Origin of the sequence: Rhodopila sp. (assembly GCF_965277825.1) — a bacterium.
In the GTDB taxonomy this organism is placed as follows: domain Bacteria; phylum Pseudomonadota; class Alphaproteobacteria; order Acetobacterales; family Acetobacteraceae; genus Rhodopila.
In genome coordinates, this window is sequence record NZ_OZ255846.1 from 3,971,193 (window position 1) to 3,995,971 (window position 24,779).

Consider the following 24,779-nt stretch of genomic DNA (forward strand, 5'->3'; position numbering starts at 1 on the left):
TCGCCCCGCGCTCATCATCCGCCCAACGCCCATCACCGCTGCCCGCTATGGCGCAGCCCGCGCAGTTCGCGCCGCCGCAGCACCTTCGCCGCGTCCAGCACGATCCGGGCCAGCGCCTCGCGATCCTCGATCGTGGTCATCAGCGTCCGCGCCAGCGTCACCCGGGCATCAATCGAGACCACCTCGGCCATGTCGGCGTGATCGATCACGTAGCCATCCAGCAGGTCGGCGTAGCGCTGCGCCACCGTGCCGGCGGACGGGTCCAGCCCCAGTTCGGTCATCATCTTCGCCGTCGGACCCTTCACCGCTCGGCCGGCGATGATCGGCGAGACCGCGATGATCGGGGCGTTGCAGCCGATCAGCGCGTCGCGCACGCCGGGAATCGCCAGGATCGGCTCGACGCTGATGAACGGGTTGGACGGACAGATCACCACCGCCTGCAGCGCCGGATCGGCCAGCGCGGCGATGAACGCCGGATGCGGCCGCGCCGCCCCGGCCCCCTGGAACCGCAACTGGCTGACCACCGGCTCGCAGCGCCGATGGACGAAGTATTCCTGGAAATCCAGCCAGCCCAGATCGGTCAGCAACCGGGTCCGCACCGGATCGTCGGTCATCGGCACCACCGCCGGCCCAACCCCCATGCGCCGGCATAGATCGGCGGTCACCGCCGACAGCGTCTCCCCCGCCTTCAGCCGCCGCGTGCGCTCGATGTGCAGCGCCATATCGCGGTCGCCCAGGCGGAACCAGGTCTGCCCGCCCAAAGCCTCCATCGTCGCCATGAACGACCAGGTCTCGTCGTGCCGGCCCCACCCCAGCTCGCGGTTCGCCAGCCCGGCCAGCGTATAGGCAACCGTATCGATATCCGGCGAGATCGACAGTCCCAGATGTTCGAAATCGTCGCCGGTATTGACCACGACCAGCAGCTCCGCCGCCGGCATGACGCGCGACAGACCAAGCGCCAGCTTGGCGCCCCCCACCCCGCCGGACAAGGCAATGATCACCGGAACAGATCCTCCTCGGGCGGGCGTATCATCTCCGCAACCGGCACGTTCGGTGCGCCCCAGGCAAGCCCCCGCACCACCACCACCGGCTGCGCCTCGGCCGCCTGACCCTGCAGCAGCGAAGCCGCGGCGGCAATCTCATCGGCAAACCCGATGATGCTCACCTCCAGCGTGCGGCCGAACAGGTCAGGCTGGCCGCGCAGGTCGATCACCGACGGGATCCCCGCCGAACCGATCGCCACCCCTGCGGTCCCGCGCCGCCACGGCCGGCCGAAACTGTCGCTGATCACCACCCCGACATCGGCCCGCACCGCCAGCGCCGACCGGATCGCCGCGGCCGAACCATCGGGGTCCAACGGCAGCAGCAACGCGCGCTGCTGCCCGTCCGCCTCGGCGACATTGGACTGATCGACCCCGGCATTGGCCATCACGAACCCCAGCCGGTGCTGCATGATCATCAGGTTCGGCCGGCTGCGCACCACCTTCACAGACTCCGACAGCACGACCTCGACGATCCTCGGGTCCTTGCCGACCTCGACCGCCAACGCGACCGCCCGCGGCGACGCCACCACCTCAGCCAGATCCACCACCCTGCGCTCGGCCTTCGAAACAATCTTCTGCGCCACCACCACCACGTCGCGATCGCGCAGCTCCTGCCCAGCGCGGTCGAGTCCGGCCAGGATCAGCGCCGGCAGATCGTCGCCGCCCTGCACCATCGGCAGGCCGGGGATCGCAAACAGCTCGAGCCGAGCGGTCACGTCAGCCGAAGCGTTGGCGCAGCTTCGGCAGCACCAGTTCGCCATAGGTCTTCATGAACCGAGCCTGATCGTTGCCAGGGGCATGAAACACCAGATGCCGGAAGCCCATGTCGATATAGGGCTTGATCTTCTCGATATGCTCGTCCGGGTCGGACGACACGATCCAGCGACTGGCGGCGCGCTCGATCGGCAGCGCATCGGCCAACTGCTCCATCTCCCGCGGGCTGTGCACCGTCACCTTCTCCTCCGGAGTCAACGCCAGCGCTGCCCAGATCCGCGTGTCCTCCAGCGCCCGCTGCTTGTCGGTGTCGAACGACACCTTCATCTCGATCATGCGGTCGAAATCCGGCTTCGGCTTGGACGCCAGCCCCAGCCCCTCGGCCACATTGGGCAGTAAGGTCTCGGTATACAGATCCCACTTCTTGCCGCTGGTGCAGATGAACCCGTCCGCCATCCGCCCGGCATACTTGGCCACCTGAGGCCCCGCCCCGGCGACATAGATCGGCAGCTTCCCGGTGGGCTTGTCGTAGATCGTGGCACCTTGCGTCTTGTAGTACTCGCCCTCGAACGTCAGGTGATCCTCGGCCCACAGCTTGCGGATCAGGCTGATCGCCTCGCGCAGCCGGGCGAAGCGCTCCTTCATCTCGGGCCACGCCATGCCGGTGGACGGCACCTCGTTCAGCCCCTCGCCGGTGCCCACACCCAAAATCAGCCGGCCGGGAAACAAGGATCCCAGCGTGCCGAACACCTGGGCCACCACCGAGGGGTGATAGCGGAAGGTCGGCGTCAGCACGCTGGTGCCCATCACGATGCGCCGAGTGCTAGCGCCCAGCGCGCCCAGCCAGGCCAGCGCCGACGGGGCATGGCCGTCGGTGTGCCGCCACGGCTGGAAGTGATCGCTGACGAACACCGTGTCGAACCCGGCATGCTCCGCCTCGACCGAGAAATCCAATAGTTGGCGGGGCGCGAACTGCTCCGCCGATGCCTTGTAACCAAGCTCCAGGGTCATCAGCCTGCCTCCTTCAGTTGCGTCACGCTACCGCCTGCCCGGTGTGGCGGCAATCCGCGCCGCACCGGCGACTGCTCTGCATCGCGTCCGCCCCGCCGCAACATGCTGCGATGCGGCATAGGCTTTGCGTATGGCGTTGTCATGCACGCCGGCACCGCGCACAAGTGAAGGTCCTGTTGGCCGACGACGACGCGGAACGGGCGGGCGCCGTCGCGCGCGTGCTCGCCGCCGATCCCGGACTGTCCGTGCTACGCCTGAAGCCCGACGAATCGCTGGCCGACGCGGTCGCCGCCCTGGCGCCCGACGTGGTGCTGGTGGACATGGCTCGGCCCGACCGAGACGCCTTGGATGGCATCCGCCAGGTCGCCGCACTCGATCAGCGCCCGGTGGTGCTGTTCGTCGATCAGGACGACCCCGCCTTCATGGAGGAAGCCATCCTGGCCGGGGTCTCATCGTACAACGCGATCGGCACCCCGCCGCCGGACGTCAAACCGATCCTGCGCGCCGCCGTCGCCCTGTTCCGCCGCCATCAGCGCGCCCGCGACGACCTCAGGCAAGCCGAAACCCGGCTGCACGAACGCGCCGTCATCGATCGCGCCAAGGCCATTCTGATCAAGCAACGCCGGCTCAGCGAACCCGACGCCTACAAATGGCTGCGGCGCACCGCGATGACCCGCGGCCGACGCATCGTCGATGTCGCGGGCGAGCTGGTCAAAACCATGGAGGGGAACGCCGGATGACCCAACCGGTCCGGGTCGGGCTGTTGCGACTGGTCGATAGCGCCCCGGTGATCGTGGCCCAGGCCGACGGCCTGTTCGCCGAACATGGCCTGGAGGTGGAGATCAGCATCGAGCCGTCCTGGTCCAATATCGCCGACAAGCTGACCTATGGCGTGCTCGATGCCGCGGTCATGCTGCCGCCGCTGGCACTTGCCGCCTGCGCCGGATTGCGCGGGGCGCACGCCAGGCTGGTGGTGCCGATGTCGCTCAGCCAAGGCGGCAACGCGATCGTCGCCAGCACCGAGGCCGCCGCCAGCCTGACCGGGAACGCGGCCTACCCTCGGCTGAATTTGCTGCAATGGCTCCGCTCGCAGCCGGCGCGGCCACGCTTTGCCGCAGTACACGCGTTTTCCACCCACAACCTGCTGTTGCGCTACTGGCTGGCCTCCGCCGGCGCCGACCCCGACCGCGATGTCGAAACCGTCGTCATCCCACCCGAGAACGTGGTCGACGCGCTGGCCAGCGGCGCCATCACCGGGTTCTGCGCCGGCGCGCCCTGGGGCGACGTCGCGCAGAACCAGGGAGTTGGACGGATCCTGCTGGGCACCTCGGCGATCTGGCCGTTCCATCCGGAGAAATGCCTTTGCGTGGCGGAAAGCTGGTCCGAGGCCAATCCCGCGGCGCTGCATCATCTGCTGCGCGCCGTGCTGCGCGCCCAACTCCGCTGCGACCGCGCCGAGCACGCCGCCGACATCGCCAGGTTGCTGGCCGACCCCAACGGCCTCGATCTGCCCGAGGCAGCCTGCCGGGCTTCGCTGCCGGGCGGCGCCGGTGCCGAACTCATCCGCTTCCATGCTCGGGAGGCCTGGTTTCCGGCGCGCGCCCATGCCCTGTGGTTCCTGGCCCAGATGCGCCGTTGGCGCTGGATCGACGACCAGACCGACCTCGCAGCCCTGGCGGCTCAGGTCTACCGTCCCGATCTGCTCGGCCCGGCGATCGAGGCCGAGGGTCTGTATCCGGCGGCCAGCCTGCCGGCGCTGGAAACCACGGCGATGCTGCCAATGCCCAATGACGATGCATTTGCACCCAGGACACGCGGACGGCGATGAAAGCGGACATGATTGACCTTTTTCTGTCGCTTTGGTCAAATATTAGGCTATAGTTGCCTGATATGTAATCGGTCGAACCATCCACCTCAGTCAAGACACTCCGAACGCCGTCAAGGACCCAGTTGGCACCCATCTTGCTCTGCCAAACCGGTCCGCGACGACCAACCGTGTAGCTACGGACTGAACGACAGACACCGAACGACAGACTCCGGCGGGCCTGCCCAACGAAGGGTCGGCCCCGATCCCGAAGCGCCCAACACCGCAGCGCCCAATCCCGCAGCGATGGCGCTTCCATCCGCCGACCGGCACGCCAACGAAGGCCTGCCCTCGCGAGTAACAGCAATGCACAAGGGTTTCCTCAAGGCCGGCCACCTGCCGACCCTGTTCGCGTCGTTCCTCTATTTCGATCTCAGTTTCATGGTCTGGGTGCTGCTCGGGCCGCTGGGCGTGGCAATCGCCAAGGCGCTGCATCTCGATCCGGCGCACAAGGGCCTGATGGTCGCCACCCCGGTCCTGGTCGGCGCAGCGCTGCGCGTCGTGCTCGGGCTACTGGTGGACCGCTTCAAGGCGAAACGGGTCGGCATCGGCGCCCAGGTCGTCGTCATCGCCGGCCTGATCGCGGCCTGGGCCATCGGCATCGACAGTTTCGCCGCCACCCTGCTGCTGGGCTGCGTGCTGGGCCTGGCCGGCGCCTCCTTCGCGGTAGCGCTGCCGCTGGCCTCGGCCTGGTATCCGCCCGAGTTCCAAGGCACCGCGCTGGGCATCGCCGGGGCCGGCAACTCCGGCACCGTGCTGGCGGCGCTGTTCGCCCCGGCGATGGCGATCGCGTTCGGCTGGCAGAACGTCGTCGGCCTGGCCGCCATTCCGCTGATCGTGGCGCTGGGCGTGTTCATCTTCGCCGCCAAGGACAGTCCCAATGCGCCGCCGCCGAAGCCGCTGGCGGCCTACTTCGAGTTGCTGAAACAAGCCGATTGCTGGTGGTTCATGTTCTTCTACAGCGTGACCTTCGGCGGCTTCGTCGGCCTCGCCTCGTCCTTGACCATCTACTTCAACGACGCCTACGCCCTGCCGCCGGTTATCGCCGGCTACTGCACCGCCGCCGTGGTGTTCGTCGGCTCCATGGTGCGCCCACTGGGTGGGGCGGTGGCCGACCGGTTCGGCGGCGTGCGCGCGCTGGCGGTGCTGTATGCCGTCGCCGCCTGTGCCTTCGCCGCCATCGCCGGCGGCCTGCCCACGATCTACCTGGCGATGCCGGTGTTCGTCATCGGCATGCTGGCGCTTGGCATGGGCAACGGATCGGTGTTCCAACTGGTGCCGCAGCGCTTCGGCCGCGAGATCGGCATCATGACCGGCCTGGTCGGCATGAGCGGCGGCGTCGGCGGCTTCTACCTCGCCTCCAGCCTGGGCTACTCGAAGCAACTCACCGGCAGCTACGGCGCCGGCTTCCTGGTGTTCGCGCTGCTCGCCGCGGTCGCGCTGGTCAGCATCAGCGGCGTGCGCCGCCGCTGGCGCACGACCTGGGCCGACCTGCACGGCGCGGCCCGGGTCTAACGCACCACCGCCATGACCCCGCCGACGCCCGATCGCTACCAAGCCGCTCCAGCGCGCCCGGTGCCAGCGCGCCCGGTGCCAGCGCGCCTGGTGCCCGCGCGCCTGGTGCTCGTCGGCAACGGCATGGCCGGCGTGCGCGCGCTGGAGGAAATCCTGGCCCGCGCCCCGCACGCCTTCAGCATCACCGTGTTCGGCGCCGAACCGCACGGCGGCTACAACCGCATCATGCTATCCCCGGTGCTGGCCGGTGAGCGCACCTTCGAGTCGATCACCACCCATCCCCGCTCCTGGTACCAGGCAAACCACATCGAACTGATCGCCCCGGAGCCAGTGATCGGCATCGACCGCGCGACAAAAACCGTCACCGGCGCACTGGGCACCACGCGGCGCTACGACGTGCTGATCCTGGCGACCGGATCAAACCCGGTGATCATCCCGCTGCCCGGCCACGACCTGCCCGGCGTGATCGGCTTCCGCGACATCGCCGACGTCGAGCACATGATCGCCGCCAGCAAATCCGGCACCAACGCCGTGGTAATCGGCGGCGGCCTGCTCGGACTCGAGGCAGCCAACGGCTTGGCGCGCAACGGCATGGACACCACCGTGCTGCATTTGATGCCGACCCTGATGGAGCGCCAGCTCGATCCGGTCTCGGCCGGTCTGCTGCGCGCCGACCTCGCCGCCCGCGGCATCAAGACCATCACCGAGGCCAACACCAAGGCGATCCTCGGCACCTCGCGGGTCGAGGCCGTGCAGCTCGCCGACGGCACGCACCTGCCGGCCGATATCGTGGTGATGGCGGCGGGCATCCGGCCCAACATCGCGCTCGCCCGGAAGGCCGGCCTGGCCTGCGACAAAGGCATACGGGTGGACGACGCGATGCTGACCAGCGACCCCCGGATCCACGCGCTGGGCGAGTGCGTGCAGCATCGCGGTGCGCTGTTCGGTCTGGTCGAGCCGCTCTACGACATGGCGCGCATCGTCGCCGATCGGGTCTGCGGCACGGCGGCCAGCGACTATGCCCCGGCGCCACCCGGAACCCGGTTGAAGGTGACCGGCATCGACATGTTCTCAGGCGGTGATTTCGTTGGCGATGACGCAACCGACGATCTGGTGTTCCGCGACCCCGCCCGCGGTGTGCACAAGAAGCTGGTGGTGCGCGATGACCGGCTAATTGGGGCGGTGCTATATGGCGATGCCGCCGACAGCGCGTGGTATTTCAATTTCATATGTAACGAAACGGATATTTCCGCACGGCGCGACACACTGCTGTTTGGACCGGTCGCAACCACCGTCGCGCCGCTCGAAGCATTGCCCGAGATCGCCGAAATCGACCACCCGGCCAACCCCGGCGGTATCCTGCTCGCGGTGCCCGGTGCATGACCGACCTGGGCATGACCGAGCTGACCGCGGCGGTGCGCACCACCTGCCCCTATTGCGGGGTCGGCTGCGGCGTCCTCGCCCTGCCCGACCAGACCATCCGGGCGGATGCGCGACACCCCTCCAACCAGGGCCGGCTGTGCTCCAAGGGGGCCGCACTCGCGGCGACCCTGGATGACGCCACCCGGCTGACCCGGCCGCTGCTGTTCGGACAGCCCACCGGCTGGGATCAGGCGCTTCAGGCAGTGGCCGACGGGTTCCACCAGACCATCGCCCAGCACGGGCCGGACAGCGTGGCATTCTACGTATCGGGCCAGTGCCTGACCGAGGATTACTACGTCGCCAACAAGCTGATGAAGGGCTTCATCGGCAGCGCCAACATCGACACCAACTCGCGGCTGTGCATGGCATCCTCGGTGGCCGGGCATGTCCGCGCCTTCGGTGAGGACGTGGTCCCAGGCGTCTATGAGGATTGGGACGAAGCCGACCTGGTGGTCCTGGTCGGCAGCAACGCCGCCTGGTGCCACCCGGTGCTTTACCAGCGGTTGCAGGCCGCTCGTCTTGAACGCGGAACAAAAATCGTGGTGCTGGACCCCAGGCGCACCGCCACGGCGGACGCGGCGGACCTGCACCTTGCGCTGGCACCGGGCAGCGATGTCGCGGTGTTCAACGGGCTGCTGGCCTATCTGCACGCCACCGGAAAGATCGACACGCCTTGGGTCGAGCGCCACACCAGCGGCCTCGCCGATGCGCTGCACGCCACGGCGGAGTCCGCCGACATCGCGGCCGCCGCCGCTCAATCCGGCATCGATCCGGAACTGCTGGCCGCGTTTTACGACCTGTTCGCCGACACCGAACGGGTGATGACGGTGTTTTCGCAGGGCGTGAACCAGTCTTACGCCGGCACCAACAAGGTCAACGCCATCATCAACTGCCACCTGGCGACTGGGCGCATCGGCCGCCCCGGCGCCGGGCCGTTCTCGGTCACCGGCCAACCCAACGCAATGGGCGGACGCGAGGTCGGCGGCCTGGCCAACCAGTTGGCCGCCCACATGGATTTCGACGATCCCGACCAGCGCGCCGCCCTGCAGGCGTTCTGGCGCTCGCCCACGCTGGCCCCAAAGCCCGGACTGAAGGCCGTCGAGTTGTTCGACGCAGTGCACGACGGGCGCATCAAGGCGCTGTGGATCGCCGCCACCAATCCGGCGGCCAGCATGCCGCGCGCCGACCGGGTGCGGGCCGCGCTGGCCGCCTGCCCGCTGGTCGTCGTGTCGGATTGCTGGGCAACCGATACCACGGCGCTTGCCGATATCGTGCTGCCGGCGGCGGCCTGGGGCGAAAAAGACGGCACCGTCACCAACTCGGATCGCCGGATCTCGCGCCAGCGGCCGTTCCGCGCCGCACCCGGCCAGGCCCGTTCGGATTGGTGGCAATTCGCCGAGGTCGGCCGCCGCATGGGCTGGCCCGACGCCTTCGCCTGGCGCTCCGCCGCCGCAGTGTTTCGCGAGCACGCCGCGTTGTCTGGCCACGCCAATCAGGGCCGGCGGATGTTCGACATCAGCGCGGTCGCCGGCCTGGATGACGCCGGCTTCGACGCCATGACGCCGTTCCGCTGGCCGCTGCCGGTCGGCGCCACCGAAGAGGCCGGGCGGCTGTTCGGCCAGGGCGGATTTCCCACCCCAGACGGTCGCGGCCGGTTCGTGCCGACACCCTATCACCCGCTGCCGCCGGCCGGATTGCGGCTGAACACCGGACGGGTGCGCGACCAGTGGCACACCATGACCCGCACCGGCCTGGCGCCGGCGTTGATGGCGCACACCTCGGAACCGCGGCTCACCATCCACCCGATCGACGCCGCCGCCGCCGGCATCCAGCAAGACGGCCTGGCGCGGCTGTCCACCGCAGCGGGCGAAACCCTGCTGCGCGCCGACCTGCGCCACACCCAGCGCCACGGCGAGGTGTTCGCCCCGATGCACTGGACGGATCGGTTCACCTCTGCCGGCCCGATCGGCCGCCTGGTCAGCGCCAGGACCGACCCGGTGTCGGGCCAGCCGGAATTAAAAGCGACGCCGGCCACGCTGGCCCCGGTCACGGTGTTTTTTCACGGCCTGCTGCTGCGCCGCGGCGGCGGCGCGCTGGCCGAGGACTGCCATTGGGTCCGGATGCCGATCGCGGAAGGCCAGATGTATCGCCTGGCCGGCCTGCTGCCGTTGCCGCCCGACGCTGAGGCGCGCGATTTCGCCGCCCGGCTGCTGGGTCTGCCCCAGAGTGGCGCTGGAGAGACAGGTGATGGAAAGACCGGCGATGAAAAGACCGGCGGTGGGAAGACCGGCGATTGGCTCGAGGCCTCCGACCCCCGCCGCGGGGTCCTGCGCATCGCGGTGATCTTCGACGGCGCACTGGAGGCCTGCCTGTTCCTGGCGCGCGATCCCGCCGCGCTGCCGAACGAGGCCGCGGTGATCCCGATGCTGGGCGCACCGGTGCCGGATGCCGCGCGCTCGAAAATCCTCTCCGGCCGGATCTACGACGCCACCGCCACCGACGGCCCCAGGGTGTGCGCCTGCTTCGCGGTCACCCGCAACGCGATCCGCCATGCCGTGGTCACGCAGCGGTTGGGTACGGTGCGCCAGATCGGTGCGCTGCTGCGCGCCGGCACCAATTGCGGCTCCTGTATTCCCGAACTGGAGGAGATTCTGCGCGATGTCCGCCTGCCCGCCGCATGATGCAAGATCGCCGGCAGCCGACCGGTCGGTGCACGCCGACCGATCGCTGCAAGCCGACCGATCGCCGGACGCCGACCCGGCCCGCCCGACACCATCATCTCTCGGCGGCGTGACGCTGGTCGGGGCCGGTCCCGGCGCCCCCGATCTGCTGACCTTGCGCGCGGTGAAGGCGCTCCAGCGCGCCGACGCCGTGCTGTTCGATGCCCTGGTCGATCCGTCGATTCTCGATCTCGCCCGCCCCGGCGCGCGTCGCATCGACGTCGGCAAGCGATGCGGCCGCCACGCGATGACCCAGGCGGCGATCAACCGACTGATCGTCAGCCTGGCCCGTTCCGGCGCCCAGGTGGTGCGGCTAAAGGGCGGCGACCCCTCGCTGTTCGGGCGCGGCGGTGAGGAACTCGATTGCCTGCGCGCCGCCGGCGTCCCGGTCGAGGTGGTTCCCGGCGTTACCGCTGCCTGCGCCGCCGCCGCTGGCCTGCGGGTCTCGCTGACCCATCGCGATGTCGCGCGATCGGTGCACTTCATCACCGGGCACGGCAGCGATGGCCAGGTCCCGGCGCACGATTGGCGCGCGCTCGCGGCAAGCGGCGGCACCATCGCCGCCTACATGGCGGCCAAGACCCTGCGCCAGGTCGCCACCAGCCTGATCGAGGCCGGGCTCTGCCCCACCACCCCGGCTGTTGCGGTCACCAACGCGTCACGCCGGCTGCAAACCCATGTCCATGCCACCCTTGCGAGGCTGCCCGACCTGCTTGCGGCAAACCCGCCCGCCGGTCCGACACTGGTGCTGATCGGCGCCGTGGTGGGACATGCGCAGGCCATTCCGGACAATGCCATTGCGGACTTCGACGGTCTCGCCGCCTGACGCAATCAACCCGCGAGCGACGACGGCCCGTCGCCCAACAGAGCGTCGAGCGTGACCTTGCAGACCTGCGGCAACGGCACCGGCGGCTCCCCGTCCACCGCATCGGGCACCGCGGCGAGTGCATCGGCATAAAGCACAGCCAGGTCGATCTTTTGCCGCATCGATGGCACGAACCGGCGCCGAGCCTGCCGGCGAAAGTCGATTGCATCGGCTCGCCGGCTCGGCTCGTCGCGGGCCAGCGGCCACGCCTCGGCTTTCAACATGTGCCGCAACGCCTGGGTCAGCAGAGACTCGACGGCGTGCAACAGGTTGCTGCCCACGTCCTCGATCTCCGCGGCGATGTTAGCCTAGTCCAGATCGACATCATTGACCAACTCGCCGGCCGCGCGCCAGCGCAGCAGCGCCGCCTGATGCTCGGACCAGACCACAATATCTGCGTCATAGTCGTCATCGGTCGCTCCCGATTCATCGTATGACCCGCTCGGGCTCGCCGGTTGCGCCGCCGGAGCGGTCATATCGTGGTTCCCTGAAGCATGATCGCGCCAGGCGAAACGTTCAAGCCGCGCGAACCCCCGTTCGCTCAATGAAACTCCGGCAGATCCGCCGTCGCCGTCACCGCCTGCCCGACACCCATCCGGTTCCACGCATCCAGCGCAGCGATCTTGTAAGCCTCCGCCAGCGTCGGATAGTTGAACGTATTCTCGATGAAATAATCCAGCGTGCCATGCAGGTTCAACACCGCCTGCCCGATATGCACCAATTCCGTGGCGCCCTCGCCGACGATATGCACCCCCAGCAACCGGCGCGTCTTCAACGAGAAGATCATCTTCATCATCCCGTTGTTCAGCCCCATGATGTGACCGCGCGAGGTCTCGCGGAACCGCGCGATGCCGTTCTCATAGGGAATGCCGCGGCGGCGGACCTCTTCCTCGCTCATGCCGACGGTGGAAATCTCCGGCACCGAGTAAATCCCATAGGGGAAGTAATCTGGCGCCGGCGGCAATGATATATCGAACGCATGGCACGCCGCGATCCGCCCCTGCTCCATCGAGGTCGACGCCAGGCTGGGAAAGCCGATGGCATCACCCGCCGAGTAGATGTGCGCAACCTCGGTCTGGAACGTCGCCGGGTCCACCTTCAGCCGGCCACGCTCATCCGCGGTCAGGCCGCAGCCGGCCAGATTGAGGCTGTCGGTCGCACCGACCCGCCCGGCGGCATATAGCAACATCTCCGACCGGATGCGACGCCCGTTCTCCAGAATGGTCACCGGCCAGTCCCGTTCGAACTCGATGCGCGCCACCTTGGCGCCGAGCCGGATCGACATGCCGCGGTCGCGCAATTGGTGGGTGAAATCCTCGGTCAGTTCGTGATCGATGAAATCCAGCAGAGTGGACCGCGACTCGACCAGGGTAACGCTGACGTCGAGCGCGCTGAAGATCGTTGCGTATTCGACGCCGATCACCCCACCGCCAACCACGGTCAAGCTGCGCGGCAGATTGGGCACTTCAATGATCTCGTCGCTGTCGAGCACGTTGCCGGCATTGAACGGGACGTCGGCCGGGCGGAACGGACGGGTGCCGACGGCGATCATGATCTTGTCGCCGGAAACCACGCCCACAGTGCCGTCGCCGGCGGTGACCTCGATCTCATGCGCGTCCAGGAAGCGCGCCCGGCCCAACATGGTCTGTACTTTATTGCGGGCGAATTGATGCTCCAGCACATCGACCTCGTGGTCCAGCGTCATGTGCAGCCGCATCATCAGGTCCTTCGCCCCGATGTCCTTCTTGACCCGGTAAGCGCTGCCGTAGAACCCGCGTTCACGCCAGCCGGTCAGGTTCAGCACGGTTTCGCGCAGCGTCTTGGACGGAATGGTGCCGGTGTGCACCGACACCCCACCCACCCGGCGCCCCTGTTCCACCACCAAAACCGAGCGTCCCAGCTTGGCAGCCTGGATCGCGGCACGACGCCCCGCCGGGCCGCTGCCGATGACGATGAAATCGTATCGAGTCATTGTCGCGTGGCTCACCTGCCTGTTGCGGACAGGCTAAACCGTTTCAGCGCCGAATGGGAGGAAAATCGCCCCGATTGACGCCGGTCGGGCGACGGGTCAGCCTGACCGCAAACACCACCAACGCAAACGCCATCGACGCGCCAAAAGGGGAAAATGCCATGCCGCTACCAGCGGACACAGACGTCAGCACACCGAAATACCTGCGCGACAAATACGCCATCGTCGGCGTCGGCGAGACCAGCTACACCCGCGGCTCCGGCAAGACCACGCGCGCGTTGGGCACCTGGGCGCTGCGCAACGCCGCCGAGGACGCCGGCATCAAGCCCTCCGACATCGACGGCATGCTGTCCTACTCCGGCAACGACAGCACCTCGGCCACCTTCCTCGCCGGCGATATCGGCGCTCGGCTGAACTTCTACATGGATTGCATCGGCGGCGGGTCCTCGACCGAGGCATTGATCGGCATCGCCATCGGCGTGATCGAGGCCGGGCTGTGCCAGACCGTTGCCATCTTTCGCGCAATGAACGGATTCTCCCAGGTCCGCATCGGTGGCACCGGAGCGCGTTCGGCGGTGCCGGTGAACGGCGAAATGTTGCACAACCGAGCCTATGGCTTTCAGAGCGCGGGCCAGATGTTCGCCCCCAGCTTCATGCGCCACATGTACGAACACGGCACCCGGCCGGAACAGCTCGCCATGGTCAAGGTGGTTCACTCCGAACACGCATCCAACAACCCGAAGGCGTATTACAAAAAGCGCTACAGCGTGGACGACGTGCTGAACAGCCGGATCATCTGCAAGCCGCTGCACCTGCTGGACTGCTGCGTGGAGACCGACAACGCCACCGCGATTATCGTTACGCGCACGGACAAAGCCCGCGACCTGCGCCGCACCCCGGCGCTGATCCGGGGCATCGTCGGGCGCTGTAACAAGCCGCGCATGGACATGCACTACCAAGCCGGCCCGATCGACCGCGTCGCCGGCTACTACGCCCGCGACATCCTGTGGCCGAATGCCGGCGTCGGACCCGACGACATCGACGCCACCGGCGCCTACGACGCGTTCACTTTCACCGCCATGCTGCAACTGGAGGATTATGGTTTCTGCAAAAAGGGCGAGGGCGGCGAATACGTCTCCTCCGGCATCACCCGGCTGGGCGGCCGCCGGCCGAACAACACCTCGGGCGGCCATCTGTGCGAGGGTTACACCCATGGCATGAACATGGTGATCGAGAACGTCCGCCAGCTTCGCCACGAGGCCGACGATTCCTGCCCGATGGGCGCCGACGGCAAGCGCCGCCACAGCTACGACTACCGCGAGGGCGGCTGCCGCCAGGTCAAGGATATCGAGGTCACGGCGAACCTCGGCTGGGCCAATCCGATGACCGGGTCGGCGATGGTTATGCGGCGCGGCTAGTGCTCCAAGCCCGAAGTTCGCCACATCAGGCGAACATCAGGCCCGCGACACTGGCTCTTATGTCCAGCGGCCTGCTGACCCCATGCGTCCGCCGCGAAGTGCGGCGAACCTCTGCGGCAAGACAATAGATCGAACTACGGATGTATCGCGCGATCCTCACCACGCAAGCTGAGGATCGCCTGAAAGGAGGAACCAGCATGTCACTACAAGGCAATTACCTCGGTATGGCGCTGACCGTGGATGACCTGGACGAGGAAAATCTGGCCTATTTCGGCCATTGCGCCAAGCACGACTTCCACCTGCAGAAATGCGACGAATGCCAGTTGCTGCGCTATCCGCCGACCACCGCCTGCCCCTGGTGCGCCAGTCCGCTCGCAACCTGGACCGCGGTGCCAGGCAACGGCTCGGTGCATTCGTACGAGGAAGTACACCACGCCATCCAGCCGGCATTCAAGGCGCATACGCCCTACATGGTGCTGCTGGTGGACCTCGATACCCAGAACGGCCAGCCCTCGGAACACGAGGCGCTGCGCGTGCTCGGCAACCTGACCACCGAAGACGGCGCGTTGGCGCCCCCCGACATGGTGCGCCAGGTCGGCATCGGCAGCCGCGTCCGGATGGTGTTCAGCGACGTGTCAGACGGCCTCGCCTTGCCGCAATGGACGCTCGATACCAAGGCCACCCAGCCGCCCACGCCATGGCGCTATCCACAGGAATAGCATTCTCCTGGACCAGGTCTCGGCCAGTCAGATGCGGGCTGGCCAGATCCTCACCGGTGCCACCATGGCCGGCTTCATCGGCGCGCGGTTGTTTCGCGGCCACGCGCGCAATATCCGCCTGGCGATCACGGCGCTCTATATCGTCGCCGTCGTCGGCTTCGTGATCTATGCCCTGGGGTGAACGTTTCGCCCAAGTATCCACACCGCCCGCCCCGGATTGCCGGCGCCACAGCGGCCCCAACCCCAGGCCGCAAACCCCCAGGCCGCAAACCCCCAGGCCCCAAGCCCACAGGCCGCAAACCCACAGGCCGCAAACCCACAGGCCCGGAACCCCCGGGCCCCAAACCCCCGGGCCATTGCCTTCGGCGCAAGACCTGCACTAGCCTGCGGCCAGCACGCCCAGCCGCAACAGCCCGGCGCGGCGTAGCAAAATGGCCCAAACCGGTGCCGGATCGAAACAGGAGGTTACGTGAGTCCTACGTCCAAGCAAGTCTCCCGCCGGCGCGCCCTGAAGATCGCCGCAGCCTCGGCGGCGCTGCCGCTGGTCCACATCCGCAGCGGACGCGCCGCGGGCAAGGTCTCGGTCGGCTTCTGGGATCATTGGGTGCCGGAAGGCAACGCCATCATGAAGCAGCAGTGCGCGGCATTCGGCGCCGCCCACCAGGTCGAGGTGCAGCCCGACTTCATCACCTCGGTCGGATCGAAGAACATCCTGACCATGGCGGCCGAGGCCCAGGCCAAGACCGGCCACGACATCCAGCAGTTTCCCGGCTGGGAGGTGCAGAACCACGCCGACCTGCTGGAACCGATCGACGACGTGATGAAGCGGCTGACCGACAAATACGGCCCGGTCGCCGCGGCCAGCAAGTATCTGTTCAATATCAAGGGCCATTGGCTGGCGGTGCCGTGCAGTTCGGGCAACCAGAACAAAGGCCCGTGCGGCCGGATCTCGGTGCTGAAGGACGCCGCCGGAATCGACGTGGTGAAGATGTATCCGGCCGACGCCGGCGCCACGCCCGATGCCGACAATTGGACCTACGACACCCTGCTGAAGGCCGCCGAGGCCTGCAAGAAGGCCAACATGACCTTCGGCATCGGTCTCGGCACCACCGCCGATTCGGTCGACACCGCCGGATCGATGTTCGCCGCCTTCGGGGCCGAACTGATCTCCGCCAAGGGCGACGTGACGGTGCAGACCGACCCGGTCCGCCAGGTGCTGGAATACGCCCAGCAACTGGTCAAGCATCTGCCCAGCGACGCGGTCAGCTACGACGATGCGTCCAACAACCGCGCGCTGATCTCGGGCAAGAGCGCGCTGATTTGGAACCCGCCCTCGGCCTGGGCGGTGGCCAAGCGCGATGCACCGAAAGTGGCGGCGGATTGCTGGACCTTCCCGGCGCCGAAGGGACCGAAAGGACGGTTCCTGCCGCTGGGCGCGTTCTCCTGGGGGATCTGGAATTTCAGCAGCAACAAGACCGCCGCAAAGGAGCTGATCGAATACCTGTCACAGCGGGAAAATGTCGAAGCCCGCTGCAACGTGGTGTCCGGCTACGACGTGCCGCCGTTCGCCAGCATGACCGACTTCAAGATCTGGACCGAGGTCGAACCGCCGAAAGGCACCGTCTATCACTACCCGATCCGCAAGGCCGATCAGCAGGAAAGCTGGATCGCGATGGCCCCTGCCCCGCCCGAGATCGCGGTGCAGGCCTACAACCGCGGCACCATGCCGACCATGCTGGCCAAGCTGCAAGGCGGCCAGTCGATCAAGCAGGTGCAGGACTGGGCCCAGGATGAGCTTGAGGGCTTCACCCGCTAGACTCCGCTAATCCCGCCCCCTCGGGGGCATCGGCGCAACCGCCGGACAAGGAGACCAAGAAAACACGCGGCGTGCGCAGCAAAGCTCGCCGCACGACAGGGAGGCAAACACAATGATCCGCTTGAACGGAGTTTCACGCCGTGGCGCGCTCAAACTCGGGGCCGCCGCCGGCGCTCTGCCCTTGGTTCACATCCGGACCGCCGGGGCCGCCGGCAAGGTCAAGATCGGCTTCTGGGACCACTGGGTCCCCGGCGGCAACACCATCATGCAAAAACAGGTCGATGCCTGGGCCGCGCAGGCAAAGGTACAGGTGGAAGCCGACTTCATCACCGGCAACGGCAACAAGCTCAGCATGACCGGCGCCGCCGAAGCGCAGGCCAAGGCTGGCCACGACGCCCTGACGTTTTACAATTGGGACGTGCACAACTACGCCGACGCGCTGACGCCGATCGACGATGTGATGGCACGCTTGATCTCCGCCAACGGCGCGGTGTCGCCGACCTGCACCTATCTGGCGAAAGGCAAGGGCCATTGGGTCGCGGTGCCGACCAGCAGCGGTACCCAGACCAAGCCGCCCTGCGGCAGGATCAGTTGGTTCAAGCAGCACGGCCTCGACCTGCAGGCGATGTATCCGGCGCAACCCGACAAGACCAAGCTGGCGGACGACTGGACCTGGGACACCTTCATGAAATACGCCGAGGCGGCGCAGAAGAGCGGCATGAGCTTCGGCCTCGGCATGGGCGGCAGCACCAACACCGACGCGACCGACACCCACGGCGCCCTGTTCCACGCCTTCGGGGCAAATCTGATCGACGCCAAGGGCGACATCCAGCTCAAGTCCGACGCGGTCCATCAGGTGCTGGAGTTCGCCCAGCGGCTGGTCAAGTTCTACCCCGACGAGGCGGTCAGCTATGACGATGCGTCCAACAACCGGGCGCTGATCTCGGGCAAGTCGGCACTGATCTTCAACCCGCCATCGGCGTGGGCGGTCGCCAAGCGTGACGCACCGGCGGTGGCGGCGGATTGCTGGACCTTCCCCGCGCCCAAGGGCCCGAACGGACGCTTCGTGCCGACCGCCAGCTTCTTCTGGGGGGGTCTACGACTTCAGCACCAACAAGACCGCGGCGAAAGAACTGATCGAATACCTGATGCAGCGGCCGCAGGTGGAGGCACGCTGTGACGCGGTCTCGGGTTACGACCTGCCGCCGTATGCCAATATGAATGACTTCAAGATCTGGGCCGACGTCGAGCCACCCTAGGGCACCGTCTATAACTACCCGATCCGCCGATCGAGCGACCAGCAGCCCAGCCTGACCGCATCCGAGGCACCGCCCGATGTCGCCGTGCAGGTGTATAGCCGAGCCATCCACAATCAGATGCTGGCGCGCCTGAAGGAGGGCCAGCAGATCCCGCGGGTGATCGCCTGGGCGCAGGATGAGCTGGAGGGGTTCCTGCGCTGACCGCGGAGGCCACGGCGCCGGCAGTTGCAGACTGCTGCTGCGCCGCATGGCCGCGCCCGCCGACCGCGTCCGGTCGCCCAGACGCGTGTGCGCCCGATCGGTCGGCACCGTCGCACCTGTGATCGGAAAAACAACACGTGTGCGCAAGCGCCGTTGCGTGACATCGCGGCAACGGTTAGCCTAACGGTCCGCGACCATGCTAAGCGTGGACGCGGTGGTCAGACGCGCGGCGCCGATTCATGGCCCGCGCGGACGGATATGGTCGGCGCGGACGGATATGGTCGGCGCTGACGGATATGGTCGGCGCTGACGGGTATGGTTGGTGCGGACGGAATGGTTGGCGCGGACGGATATCGCCGGCGCCGACCGACAGACGGAATGCTTGATCCGGTGCACGGAACAAGCCAAAAATGGTAATGACTTGGCAACAGCCCAGCGCGGTAGGGAGACGGTTTCATGAATGCGCATCCGCGCGGCAACCCAACGACACAACCATGCCCAAGCACGCCACTGCGGGCCTCATGGACGCCTGTCCATACCCGGCCGGCCGGTGCCAGCGACCGGCGAAATGCAGCCCAGCGCCGAAGCCGAGGACACCACAGCCAACCGATCGAACGCCAACCGATCCACCGGGGCACCGCCTCTGCATCGCAACAACGGCAAGGCCTGGCGGTTGACCTGGTTAGCCCGGCCGGACAACCGGCCTCAACCAGATCAGCACGGCTGCGGGAGATTTAACGTATGGCAGACGGCACCTCCATCCCGATCGGAGCCATCAGACCCGGACGAACCGCCACCAGGCGCGGCACGATGCGCCGGTTCGCCCAGCGCCGATCGACCACCGGCTTCCTGCTGTGCCTGCCGCTGATCCTGCTGGTCGCCGGTTTCGTCATCTATCCGGCGTTCTACGCGATCTATCTCAGCATGCTGAACAAGAAGATGACGGCGTTCGTCGGGCTGGGAAACTTCGCCTTCCTGCTCAAGCGCCACACCTTCCAGATGGTTATCTTCCAGAGCTGCCTCTATGCGATCACGGCGGTGACCGTGAAAGTGATCATCGGCTTCATCCTGGCCAACCTGATGCACAACATCAGCGGCAAGAACCAGCGCATCTGGCGCGGCCTGCTGCTGGTGCCGTGGGTGATCCCTTTGGCGCTCTCGACGCTGACCTGGTGGTGGATGTTCGACCCGTCATACTCGGCGTTCAACTGGATACTGAACCAGTTCGGCTTCGCCAACGTGCCCTGGCTCGGGGTCGGCTGGATCGCCCGCTTCTGCACCATCACCGTCAACGTCTGGGGCGGCACGCCGTTCTTCATGATCATGTATCTGGCGGCGCTGAAGTCGGTGCCGGAGCAACTCTATGAAGCCTCGGCGATCGACGGCGCCAACGCCGTGCAGAAGCTGCTCTACGTCACCCTGCCGATGATGCGCAACATCATCTCGATCACCATCCTGTTCAGCCTGATCGTCACCTTCTCGGAGTTCGACATCGTTCGCATCCTGACCGCCGGCGGTCCGCAGGACATGACCCATATCTTCGCCACCTACGCCTTCCAGGTCGGCATCCAGTCCGGTGACATCCCGCTCGGGGCGGCCGACAGCCTGTTCATGTTCCCGATCCTGGCCTTCGCGGCGTTCTTCGTGCTGCGCGGCGTCACCAGGCGCACCAAGGAGATCGCGACATGAGCGCGACCACCGCGGGACGGGTCAGCCGCGCGGCTGACCACAGGCACAGCCTGCACCGGCAACGCCAATGGGCGCTATGGGGCAGCTATATCGCGCTCAGCGTGTTCGTCGTGATGTTCCTCGCGCCGCCGTTCTACACCCTGATGACCAGCCTGAAATCGTCGGCGGAAATCTCCGCCCAGGTCGGCAGCCCCTGGCTCGTGCATCACCCGACGCTGGCGAATTACTGGTATCTGATCACCTACCCGAACTTCCAGCGCTACTACCTGAACTCGGCAATCGTGACGGTGGTGACCGTCGCCGTTTCGATGGTGATCTCGGTACTCGCGGCATTCGGATTGTCGCGCATGGGGTTCTGGGGCAGCCAGACCCTGTCGACCGGTGTCTTCCTGACCTACCTGGTGCCGCCGTCCCTGCTGTTCATCCCGCTGTTCCAGATCATTGGCAAGCTGGGCCTGATCAACAACTTCTGGTGCCTCGTGCTGCTCTACCCCACCCTGGCGGTGCCGTTCTGCACCTGGATCATGATCGGATACTTCAGCTCCATCCCCAAGGAACTGGATGAGGCCGCGCTGATCGACGGCGCCGGCTACCTGCAGATGCTGTGGAAGATCTTCATACCCGTCGCGATGCCCGGCATCATCGCCGCGACGATCTTCGCCTTCACCATTTCCTGGGGCGCATTTCTCTACCCGCTCGCCTACCTCTACACGTCAAGCCAGATGGTGCTGACGGTCGGCATCGTCTCCGACCTGATCCGCGGCGACGTGTTCCAGTGGGGCAAGATCATGGCGGCCTGTGTGCTCGCCTCGCTGCCGCCGATCATCATCTATGCCTTCCTGATGGACTACTACGTCGCCGGCCTGACCGCCGGGTCCACCAAGGGATGACCCGACGCGCACTGCAAGAAACCCCAAGCGAGGAAACGAAATCACCATGGCTGAAGTCTCGGTCCGCAAGATCGTCAAGGAATACGAACATGGCGTGCAGGCGGTCAAAGGCATCGACCTCAACATCGCCGACCATGAATTCGTGGTGCTGGTCGGACCCTCCGGCTGCGGCAAGTCCACCACCCTGCGGATGATCGCCGGGCTAGAGGAAATCACCGCCGGCGAGATCTGGATCGACGGCGACGTCGTCAACGACGTGCCGCCGCGCGATCGCGACATCGCCATGGTGTTCCAGAACTACGCGCTGTATCCGCACATGAGCGTGTTTGACAACATGGCGTTCGGCCTGAAACTGCGCAAATTCCCCAAGGACGAAATCAAGCGCCGGGTCGATGAAGCCGCTCGAATCCTCGATATCGGGCCCCTGCTGGACCGCAAGCCGCGGGCCCTGTCCGGCGGCCAGCGCCAGCGCGTCGCGATGGGCCGCGCCATCGTGCGCAACCCGAAAGTGTTCCTGTTCGACGAGCCGCTATCCAACCTCGACGCCAAGCTGCGCGTGCAGATGCGGACCGAGATCAAGAAGGTGCACCAGACCGTGCGCACCACCACGGTCTACGTCACCCACGACCAGATCGAAGCGATGACCCTGGCCGACCGCGTGGTGGTGATGAACGGCGGCGTGATCGAGCAGGTCGGCACCCCGAACGATCTCTACCATCATCCGACCAGCCGCTTCGTCGCCGGATTCATCGGCTCCCCGGCGATGAACTTCCTGCCGTGCCGGGTGCAGGACGGCGCCAATGGCGGCCTCGCGGTGCGCCTGACCGATGCCATCACGGTGCCGGTGCCACCATCCCGCGCCGACCGCTACGGAGCCTTCAAGAACAAGGAAATGGTGCTCGGCCTGCGCCCCGAACATTTGTTCGAGCACCACGAACAGGGCAAGCCCGGCTGGATGCGGGTCGATCTGCCGGTCGATGTCGTCGAACCGATGGGCATGGAAACCATGGTGCACTTCTTCGTCGACGGTGCCCCAGTCTGCGCCCGCGTCGATCCGGCCACGCACGCCGAACCCGGCGAACTGATGCCGCTGACCGCCGACCTCAATCAGATGCACCTGATGGAGCCGGACACCGGAAAAGTCGTCTGAATTCGTTGCCGCCGCTGCCGACTGGCCCCCGGCCGACCACTCTCCCAACCGGCCAAAATCGTTACTGAAGCAGATGCACGACCGTCCCGCATGAGCGGGTCTCCGCCGTCCCAGGCCAGCCCGATCCCGGTGTCGATCGTCACCGGCTTCCTGGGCAGCGGCAAGACCACGCTGATCAGCCGCATCCTGCGCAATCCGGCATTCCGACGCACCGCCGTCATCGTCAACGAGTTCGGCGAGATCGGACTGGACCACGACCTGATCGCCACCAGCGACGACCGCGTCGTGACCCTGACCACCGGCTGTCTGTGCTGTGCGGTGCAGACCGACCTGGCGCGGACCTTGATCGACCTGGCGGACCGTCGCGCCGTCGGATCGGCTGACTACGACCGCATCCTGATCGAGACCTCGGGCCTGTCCGATCCCGCCCCGATGCTGCAGGCGATGATAACCGACCCGAACGTCTTCGCCCGCCACCTTGCCCCCGCGGTGGTGACGCTGGTCGACAGCGTACACGGCGAAACCACACTGCGCGACCACCAGGAGGCGCGCCATCAGGTCGCCCTCGCCGACCGCCTGCTGATCAGCAAGACCGACCAGCAGGCCGCCGCCGAATCGTTGCTCGTCCGACTGAGCACGCTTAACCCGGCCGCGCCGCGCGCGACGACGGTGGACGCCGACCCCGCCATGCTGTTCGCCGCTGCATCGATCGCCGCTCTATCCGACCGGCTCGCCGACACCCCGCGCCGCGGCGGACACAACGATATAGAAACGATCACGCTGACCCGCGACCAGCCGCTGCCGGCGCTGGCGCTGACCCTGTTGCTGCAGGCCGTGGCGGAACATTGCGGGCCGCGGTTGCTGCGCCTGAAGGGCCTGGTGGCGATCCAGGAAATGCCTGGGCGCCCCGCCGTGATCCACGGTGTCCGCCACGTGGTCAGCCCGCCGGTGTTCCTCGACCGCTGGCCCACCGAAGACCGGCGAACCCGCATGGTGTTCATCGCCAAGGGCGTGCCCCGCCATTTCGTTGCGCGACTGTTGGATGCGATCGAGGAAGAGGTGCGCGACGCCATGACCGACGCACCATCACGCTTCAGTTAGCTCGGACGGTGCAAGCCGCTGCCGAAACCGGCGGTCTCGCCGCGAACCACCGGACAAATGGCCCGGACAAATGGCTGGCTCGACGCCGCCAAGCGCAATACCAGCTCCCCCGCGCAGCCGAATCATGAATGCCGCGACCACACGGGGTCAACTTTCCATGTTGCACCGCAGCTTGCCTCTGGGTAGGAACCTTGGCCGATGCGCCTGATCGCCTATCTGCTGCTCGTCCCCATGGTATTGGCAACTGCGCTGTCGGCGGCTTCCCCCGCTCGCGCCCAAATGCCCAGCGGTCCGCCGTCGGTCGGCGTGGCGCGCGCCCAGCAGACCGCGATCACCGAGACCTCGGAATTCGTCGGCCGCGTCCAGGCCATCAACCGGGTCGCGCTGACCGCCAGGGTCACCGCCTTCATCGACCAGCGGCTGTTCACCGAGGGCGCCGAGGTCAACCAGGGCGACCTGCTCTACCGCCTGGAACGCGCGCCGTTCGAGGCCGCCGTGCAGCAGCAGGAAGCCGCCGTCGCCGATTCCAGCGCGCGCCTGGCGAACGCCAATATCCAATTGACCAGAGCGCAATCCCTGCTCAACACGCCGGCCGGACAACGCTCCAATGTCGATGACGCAGTCGCCAACCAGCGATCCCTGGCCGCCCAGGTGCTGTCGGCCCAGGCGCAGTTGAAAGCGGCGCAGATCAACCTCGGCTACACCGAAATCCGGGCCCCTGTGGCCGGCAAGATCAGCCGCACCAGCATCACCGTCGGCAACGTGGTCTCGCCCAGCAGCGGACCGCTGGCCAGCATCGTCAGCCAGGACCCGATGTATGTGCTGTTCCCGGTGGCCTCGCGCACCCTGACCGAACTGGAAAAGCGCTACGCCAACAAGGGCGGCACCAACGCCGTCGTGGTCAAGCTGCGGCTGCCCGATGGTTCGCTGTACCAGCACGAAGGCAAGATCGACTATGTCGAGCCCTCGGTCTCGGCCACCACCGACACCATCCTGCTGCGCGCCCAGATCGCCAATCCACCGCGCCGGCCCGCCGGACCCGGCCAGCAGGTGGAGCGCCCGTTGGTCGATGGCGCCTTCGTCACTGTCCTGGTCGAGGGCATCCAGCCGGTCATGGCACTGGGCATCCCGCGCAAGGCGGTGCTGTCAGATCAGCAGGGCGAGTACGTCTATGTCGTCGGCGCCGACGACAAGGTCGAGCAGCGCCGCGTCCAGTTGGGCCAGTCCACCCCCGAAACCGCGGTGATCGCCGGCGGCCTGAAGCAAGGCGAGATGGTCGTCGCCGAGGGCCTCCAGCGGGTCCGTCCCGGCATCAAGGTCAGCCCCGGGCCGGCCAGCCCGCCGCCCGCCGAGAACGCAGGCAAGTCCTGACATGATCGCCGCACCAAGATCTCCGCGCCAAGCTCTCCGCGC

At 66.9% G+C, this 24,779-nt stretch carries 22 protein-coding genes; 16 read left to right on the plus strand and 6 right to left on the minus strand.

All coding sequences use genetic code 11. The annotated features are described in order from the left end of the window. Positions 1-32 precede the first annotated feature (32 nt). The 3 genes from cofD to fgd are packed head-to-tail and all read right to left on the minus strand — an operon-like array spanning position 33 to position 2,768. Positions 33-1,001 carry a 2-phospho-L-lactate transferase gene (gene cofD, locus ACQY4T_RS19380; protein ID WP_428534051.1) on the minus strand — a complete coding sequence of 323 codons (969 nt, stop codon included), beginning with the start codon at positions 999-1,001 and terminating at the stop codon, positions 33-35. Continuing rightward, positions 998-1,759 carry a coenzyme F420-0:L-glutamate ligase gene (cofE, locus tag ACQY4T_RS19385; RefSeq protein WP_428534053.1) on the minus strand — a complete coding sequence of 254 codons (762 nt, stop codon included), beginning with the start codon at positions 1,757-1,759 and terminating at the stop codon, positions 998-1,000. Before cofE ends, cofD begins: the two co-directional genes overlap by 4 nt. 1 nt (position 1,760) lies before the next feature. After that, positions 1,761-2,768 (minus strand): glucose-6-phosphate dehydrogenase (coenzyme-F420), encoded by a 1,008-nt coding sequence (gene fgd / locus ACQY4T_RS19390; protein WP_428534055.1) that lies wholly within the window; start codon positions 2,766-2,768, stop codon positions 1,761-1,763. A gap of 176 nt (positions 2,769-2,944) precedes the next feature. Here fgd and ACQY4T_RS19395 point away from each other — a divergent pair, with 176 nt between their 5' ends. From ACQY4T_RS19395 to cobA, 6 genes are all read left to right on the plus strand, one after another. After that, positions 2,945-3,508, plus strand: coding sequence for an ANTAR domain-containing response regulator (locus ACQY4T_RS19395; protein ID WP_428534057.1), 564 nt, complete (start codon positions 2,945-2,947; stop codon positions 3,506-3,508). Further along, positions 3,505-4,596 carry a CmpA/NrtA family ABC transporter substrate-binding protein gene (locus ACQY4T_RS19400; protein WP_428534059.1) on the plus strand — a complete coding sequence of 364 codons (1,092 nt, stop codon included), beginning with the start codon at positions 3,505-3,507 and terminating at the stop codon, positions 4,594-4,596. The genes ACQY4T_RS19395 and ACQY4T_RS19400 overlap by 4 nt, the downstream gene beginning before the upstream one ends. Before the next feature lie 342 nt (positions 4,597-4,938). Next, positions 4,939-6,147 carry a nitrate/nitrite transporter gene (locus tag ACQY4T_RS19405; RefSeq protein ID WP_428542992.1) on the plus strand — a complete coding sequence of 403 codons (1,209 nt, stop codon included), beginning with the start codon at positions 4,939-4,941 and terminating at the stop codon, positions 6,145-6,147. 12 nt (positions 6,148-6,159) lie between these two features. Then, positions 6,160-7,530, plus strand: a complete 1,371-nt coding sequence (locus ACQY4T_RS19410; protein WP_428534061.1) for an NAD(P)/FAD-dependent oxidoreductase — start codon at positions 6,160-6,162, stop codon at positions 7,528-7,530. Beyond that, the gene (locus ACQY4T_RS19415; protein WP_428534063.1) at positions 7,527-10,250 is read left to right on the plus strand and encodes a molybdopterin-dependent oxidoreductase; all 2,724 of its coding nucleotides are present in this window, start codon (positions 7,527-7,529) and stop codon (positions 10,248-10,250) included. Before ACQY4T_RS19410 ends, ACQY4T_RS19415 begins: the two co-directional genes overlap by 4 nt. Then, positions 10,228-11,115, plus strand: coding sequence for a uroporphyrinogen-III C-methyltransferase (gene cobA, locus ACQY4T_RS19420; RefSeq protein ID WP_428534065.1), 888 nt, complete (start codon positions 10,228-10,230; stop codon positions 11,113-11,115). Before ACQY4T_RS19415 ends, cobA begins: the two co-directional genes overlap by 23 nt. A 5-nt stretch (positions 11,116-11,120) precedes the next feature. Here the strand turns inward: cobA and ACQY4T_RS19425 are convergent, their stop codons facing one another. The 3 genes from ACQY4T_RS19425 to sthA form a co-directional block, all read right to left on the minus strand. Further along, complete coding sequence (locus ACQY4T_RS19425) at positions 11,121-11,456, minus strand: DUF29 family protein (protein WP_428542995.1); 336 nt, start codon at positions 11,454-11,456, stop codon at positions 11,121-11,123. A 6-nt stretch (positions 11,457-11,462) separates the two neighbouring features. Further along, positions 11,463-11,630, minus strand: a complete 168-nt coding sequence (locus tag ACQY4T_RS19430) for a hypothetical protein (protein ID WP_428534067.1) — start codon at positions 11,628-11,630, stop codon at positions 11,463-11,465. Positions 11,631-11,695: 65 nt separating this feature from the next. Next, positions 11,696-13,126, minus strand: coding sequence for a Si-specific NAD(P)(+) transhydrogenase (sthA, locus tag ACQY4T_RS19435; protein WP_428534069.1), 1,431 nt, complete (start codon positions 13,124-13,126; stop codon positions 11,696-11,698). Positions 13,127-13,284: 158 nt separating this feature from the next. Here sthA and ACQY4T_RS19440 point away from each other — a divergent pair, with 158 nt between their 5' ends. From ACQY4T_RS19440 to ACQY4T_RS19485, 10 genes are all read left to right on the plus strand, one after another. Then, a complete protein-coding gene (locus tag ACQY4T_RS19440) occupies positions 13,285-14,541 on the plus strand; it encodes a thiolase C-terminal domain-containing protein (protein WP_428534071.1) in 1,257 nt (418 codons plus the stop codon). 197 nt (positions 14,542-14,738) lie between these two features. After that, entirely contained in the window at positions 14,739-15,260 is a 522-nt protein-coding gene (locus tag ACQY4T_RS19445) for a Zn-ribbon domain-containing OB-fold protein (protein ID WP_428534073.1), read from the plus strand. A gap of 31 nt (positions 15,261-15,291) precedes the next feature. Next, positions 15,292-15,441, plus strand: coding sequence for a hypothetical protein (locus ACQY4T_RS19450; protein WP_428534075.1), 150 nt, complete (start codon positions 15,292-15,294; stop codon positions 15,439-15,441). Positions 15,442-15,729: 288 nt separating this feature from the next. Continuing rightward, positions 15,730-17,076, plus strand: coding sequence for an ABC transporter substrate-binding protein (locus ACQY4T_RS19455; protein ID WP_428534077.1), 1,347 nt, complete (start codon positions 15,730-15,732; stop codon positions 17,074-17,076). A 112-nt stretch (positions 17,077-17,188) separates the two neighbouring features. After that, the gene (locus tag ACQY4T_RS19460; protein WP_428534079.1) at positions 17,189-18,256 is read left to right on the plus strand and encodes an ABC transporter substrate-binding protein; all 1,068 of its coding nucleotides are present in this window, start codon (positions 17,189-17,191) and stop codon (positions 18,254-18,256) included. Positions 18,257-19,277: 1,021 nt separating this feature from the next. Then, a complete protein-coding gene (locus tag ACQY4T_RS19465) occupies positions 19,278-20,225 on the plus strand; it encodes a carbohydrate ABC transporter permease (protein ID WP_428534081.1) in 948 nt (315 codons plus the stop codon). Further along, positions 20,222-21,115 carry a carbohydrate ABC transporter permease gene (locus ACQY4T_RS19470; RefSeq protein WP_428534083.1) on the plus strand — a complete coding sequence of 298 codons (894 nt, stop codon included), beginning with the start codon at positions 20,222-20,224 and terminating at the stop codon, positions 21,113-21,115. The genes ACQY4T_RS19465 and ACQY4T_RS19470 overlap by 4 nt, the downstream gene beginning before the upstream one ends. A gap of 46 nt (positions 21,116-21,161) precedes the next feature. Then, complete coding sequence (locus tag ACQY4T_RS19475; protein WP_428534085.1) at positions 21,162-22,265, plus strand: ABC transporter ATP-binding protein; 1,104 nt, start codon at positions 21,162-21,164, stop codon at positions 22,263-22,265. A 90-nt stretch (positions 22,266-22,355) separates the two neighbouring features. After that, on the plus strand, positions 22,356-23,366 hold the full coding sequence (locus ACQY4T_RS19480) for a CobW family GTP-binding protein (protein WP_428534087.1): 1,011 nt from the start codon (positions 22,356-22,358) through the stop codon (positions 23,364-23,366). 198 nt (positions 23,367-23,564) lie between these two features. Beyond that, the gene (locus ACQY4T_RS19485) at positions 23,565-24,737 is read left to right on the plus strand and encodes an efflux RND transporter periplasmic adaptor subunit (protein ID WP_428534089.1); all 1,173 of its coding nucleotides are present in this window, start codon (positions 23,565-23,567) and stop codon (positions 24,735-24,737) included. Positions 24,738-24,779: the final 42 nt, after the last annotated feature.

Bases quoted from the DNA above. Each gene is read 5' to 3' on its own strand.
- ACQY4T_RS19440 (WP_428534071.1), top strand. From the start codon at position 13,285: ATGCCGCTACCAGCGGACACAGACGTCAGCACACCGAAATACCTGCGC.
- ACQY4T_RS19465 (WP_428534081.1), top strand. From the start codon at position 19,278: ATGGCAGACGGCACCTCCATCCCGATCGGAGCCATCAGACCCGGACGA.
- ACQY4T_RS19475 (WP_428534085.1), top strand. From the start codon at position 21,162: ATGGCTGAAGTCTCGGTCCGCAAGATCGTCAAGGAATACGAACATGGC.
- ACQY4T_RS19415 (WP_428534063.1), top strand. From the start codon at position 7,527: ATGACCGACCTGGGCATGACCGAGCTGACCGCGGCGGTGCGCACCACC.
- ACQY4T_RS19480 (WP_428534087.1), top strand. From the start codon at position 22,356: ATGAGCGGGTCTCCGCCGTCCCAGGCCAGCCCGATCCCGGTGTCGATC.
- ACQY4T_RS19405 (WP_428542992.1), top strand. From the start codon at position 4,939: ATGCACAAGGGTTTCCTCAAGGCCGGCCACCTGCCGACCCTGTTCGCG.
- sthA (WP_428534069.1), bottom strand. From the start codon at position 13,126: ATGACTCGATACGATTTCATCGTCATCGGCAGCGGCCCGGCGGGGCGT.
- ACQY4T_RS19450 (WP_428534075.1), top strand. From the start codon at position 15,292: ATGCGGGCTGGCCAGATCCTCACCGGTGCCACCATGGCCGGCTTCATC.
- ACQY4T_RS19460 (WP_428534079.1), top strand. From the start codon at position 17,189: ATGATCCGCTTGAACGGAGTTTCACGCCGTGGCGCGCTCAAACTCGGG.
- ACQY4T_RS19410 (WP_428534061.1), top strand. From the start codon at position 6,160: ATGACCCCGCCGACGCCCGATCGCTACCAAGCCGCTCCAGCGCGCCCG.
- cobA (WP_428534065.1), top strand. From the start codon at position 10,228: ATGTCCGCCTGCCCGCCGCATGATGCAAGATCGCCGGCAGCCGACCGG.
- ACQY4T_RS19445 (WP_428534073.1), top strand. From the start codon at position 14,739: ATGTCACTACAAGGCAATTACCTCGGTATGGCGCTGACCGTGGATGAC.
- ACQY4T_RS19400 (WP_428534059.1), top strand. From the start codon at position 3,505: ATGACCCAACCGGTCCGGGTCGGGCTGTTGCGACTGGTCGATAGCGCC.
- ACQY4T_RS19485 (WP_428534089.1), top strand. From the start codon at position 23,565: ATGCGCCTGATCGCCTATCTGCTGCTCGTCCCCATGGTATTGGCAACT.
- fgd (WP_428534055.1), bottom strand. From the start codon at position 2,768: ATGACCCTGGAGCTTGGTTACAAGGCATCGGCGGAGCAGTTCGCGCCC.
- ACQY4T_RS19430 (WP_428534067.1), bottom strand. From the start codon at position 11,630: ATGACCGCTCCGGCGGCGCAACCGGCGAGCCCGAGCGGGTCATACGAT.
- ACQY4T_RS19470 (WP_428534083.1), top strand. From the start codon at position 20,222: ATGAGCGCGACCACCGCGGGACGGGTCAGCCGCGCGGCTGACCACAGG.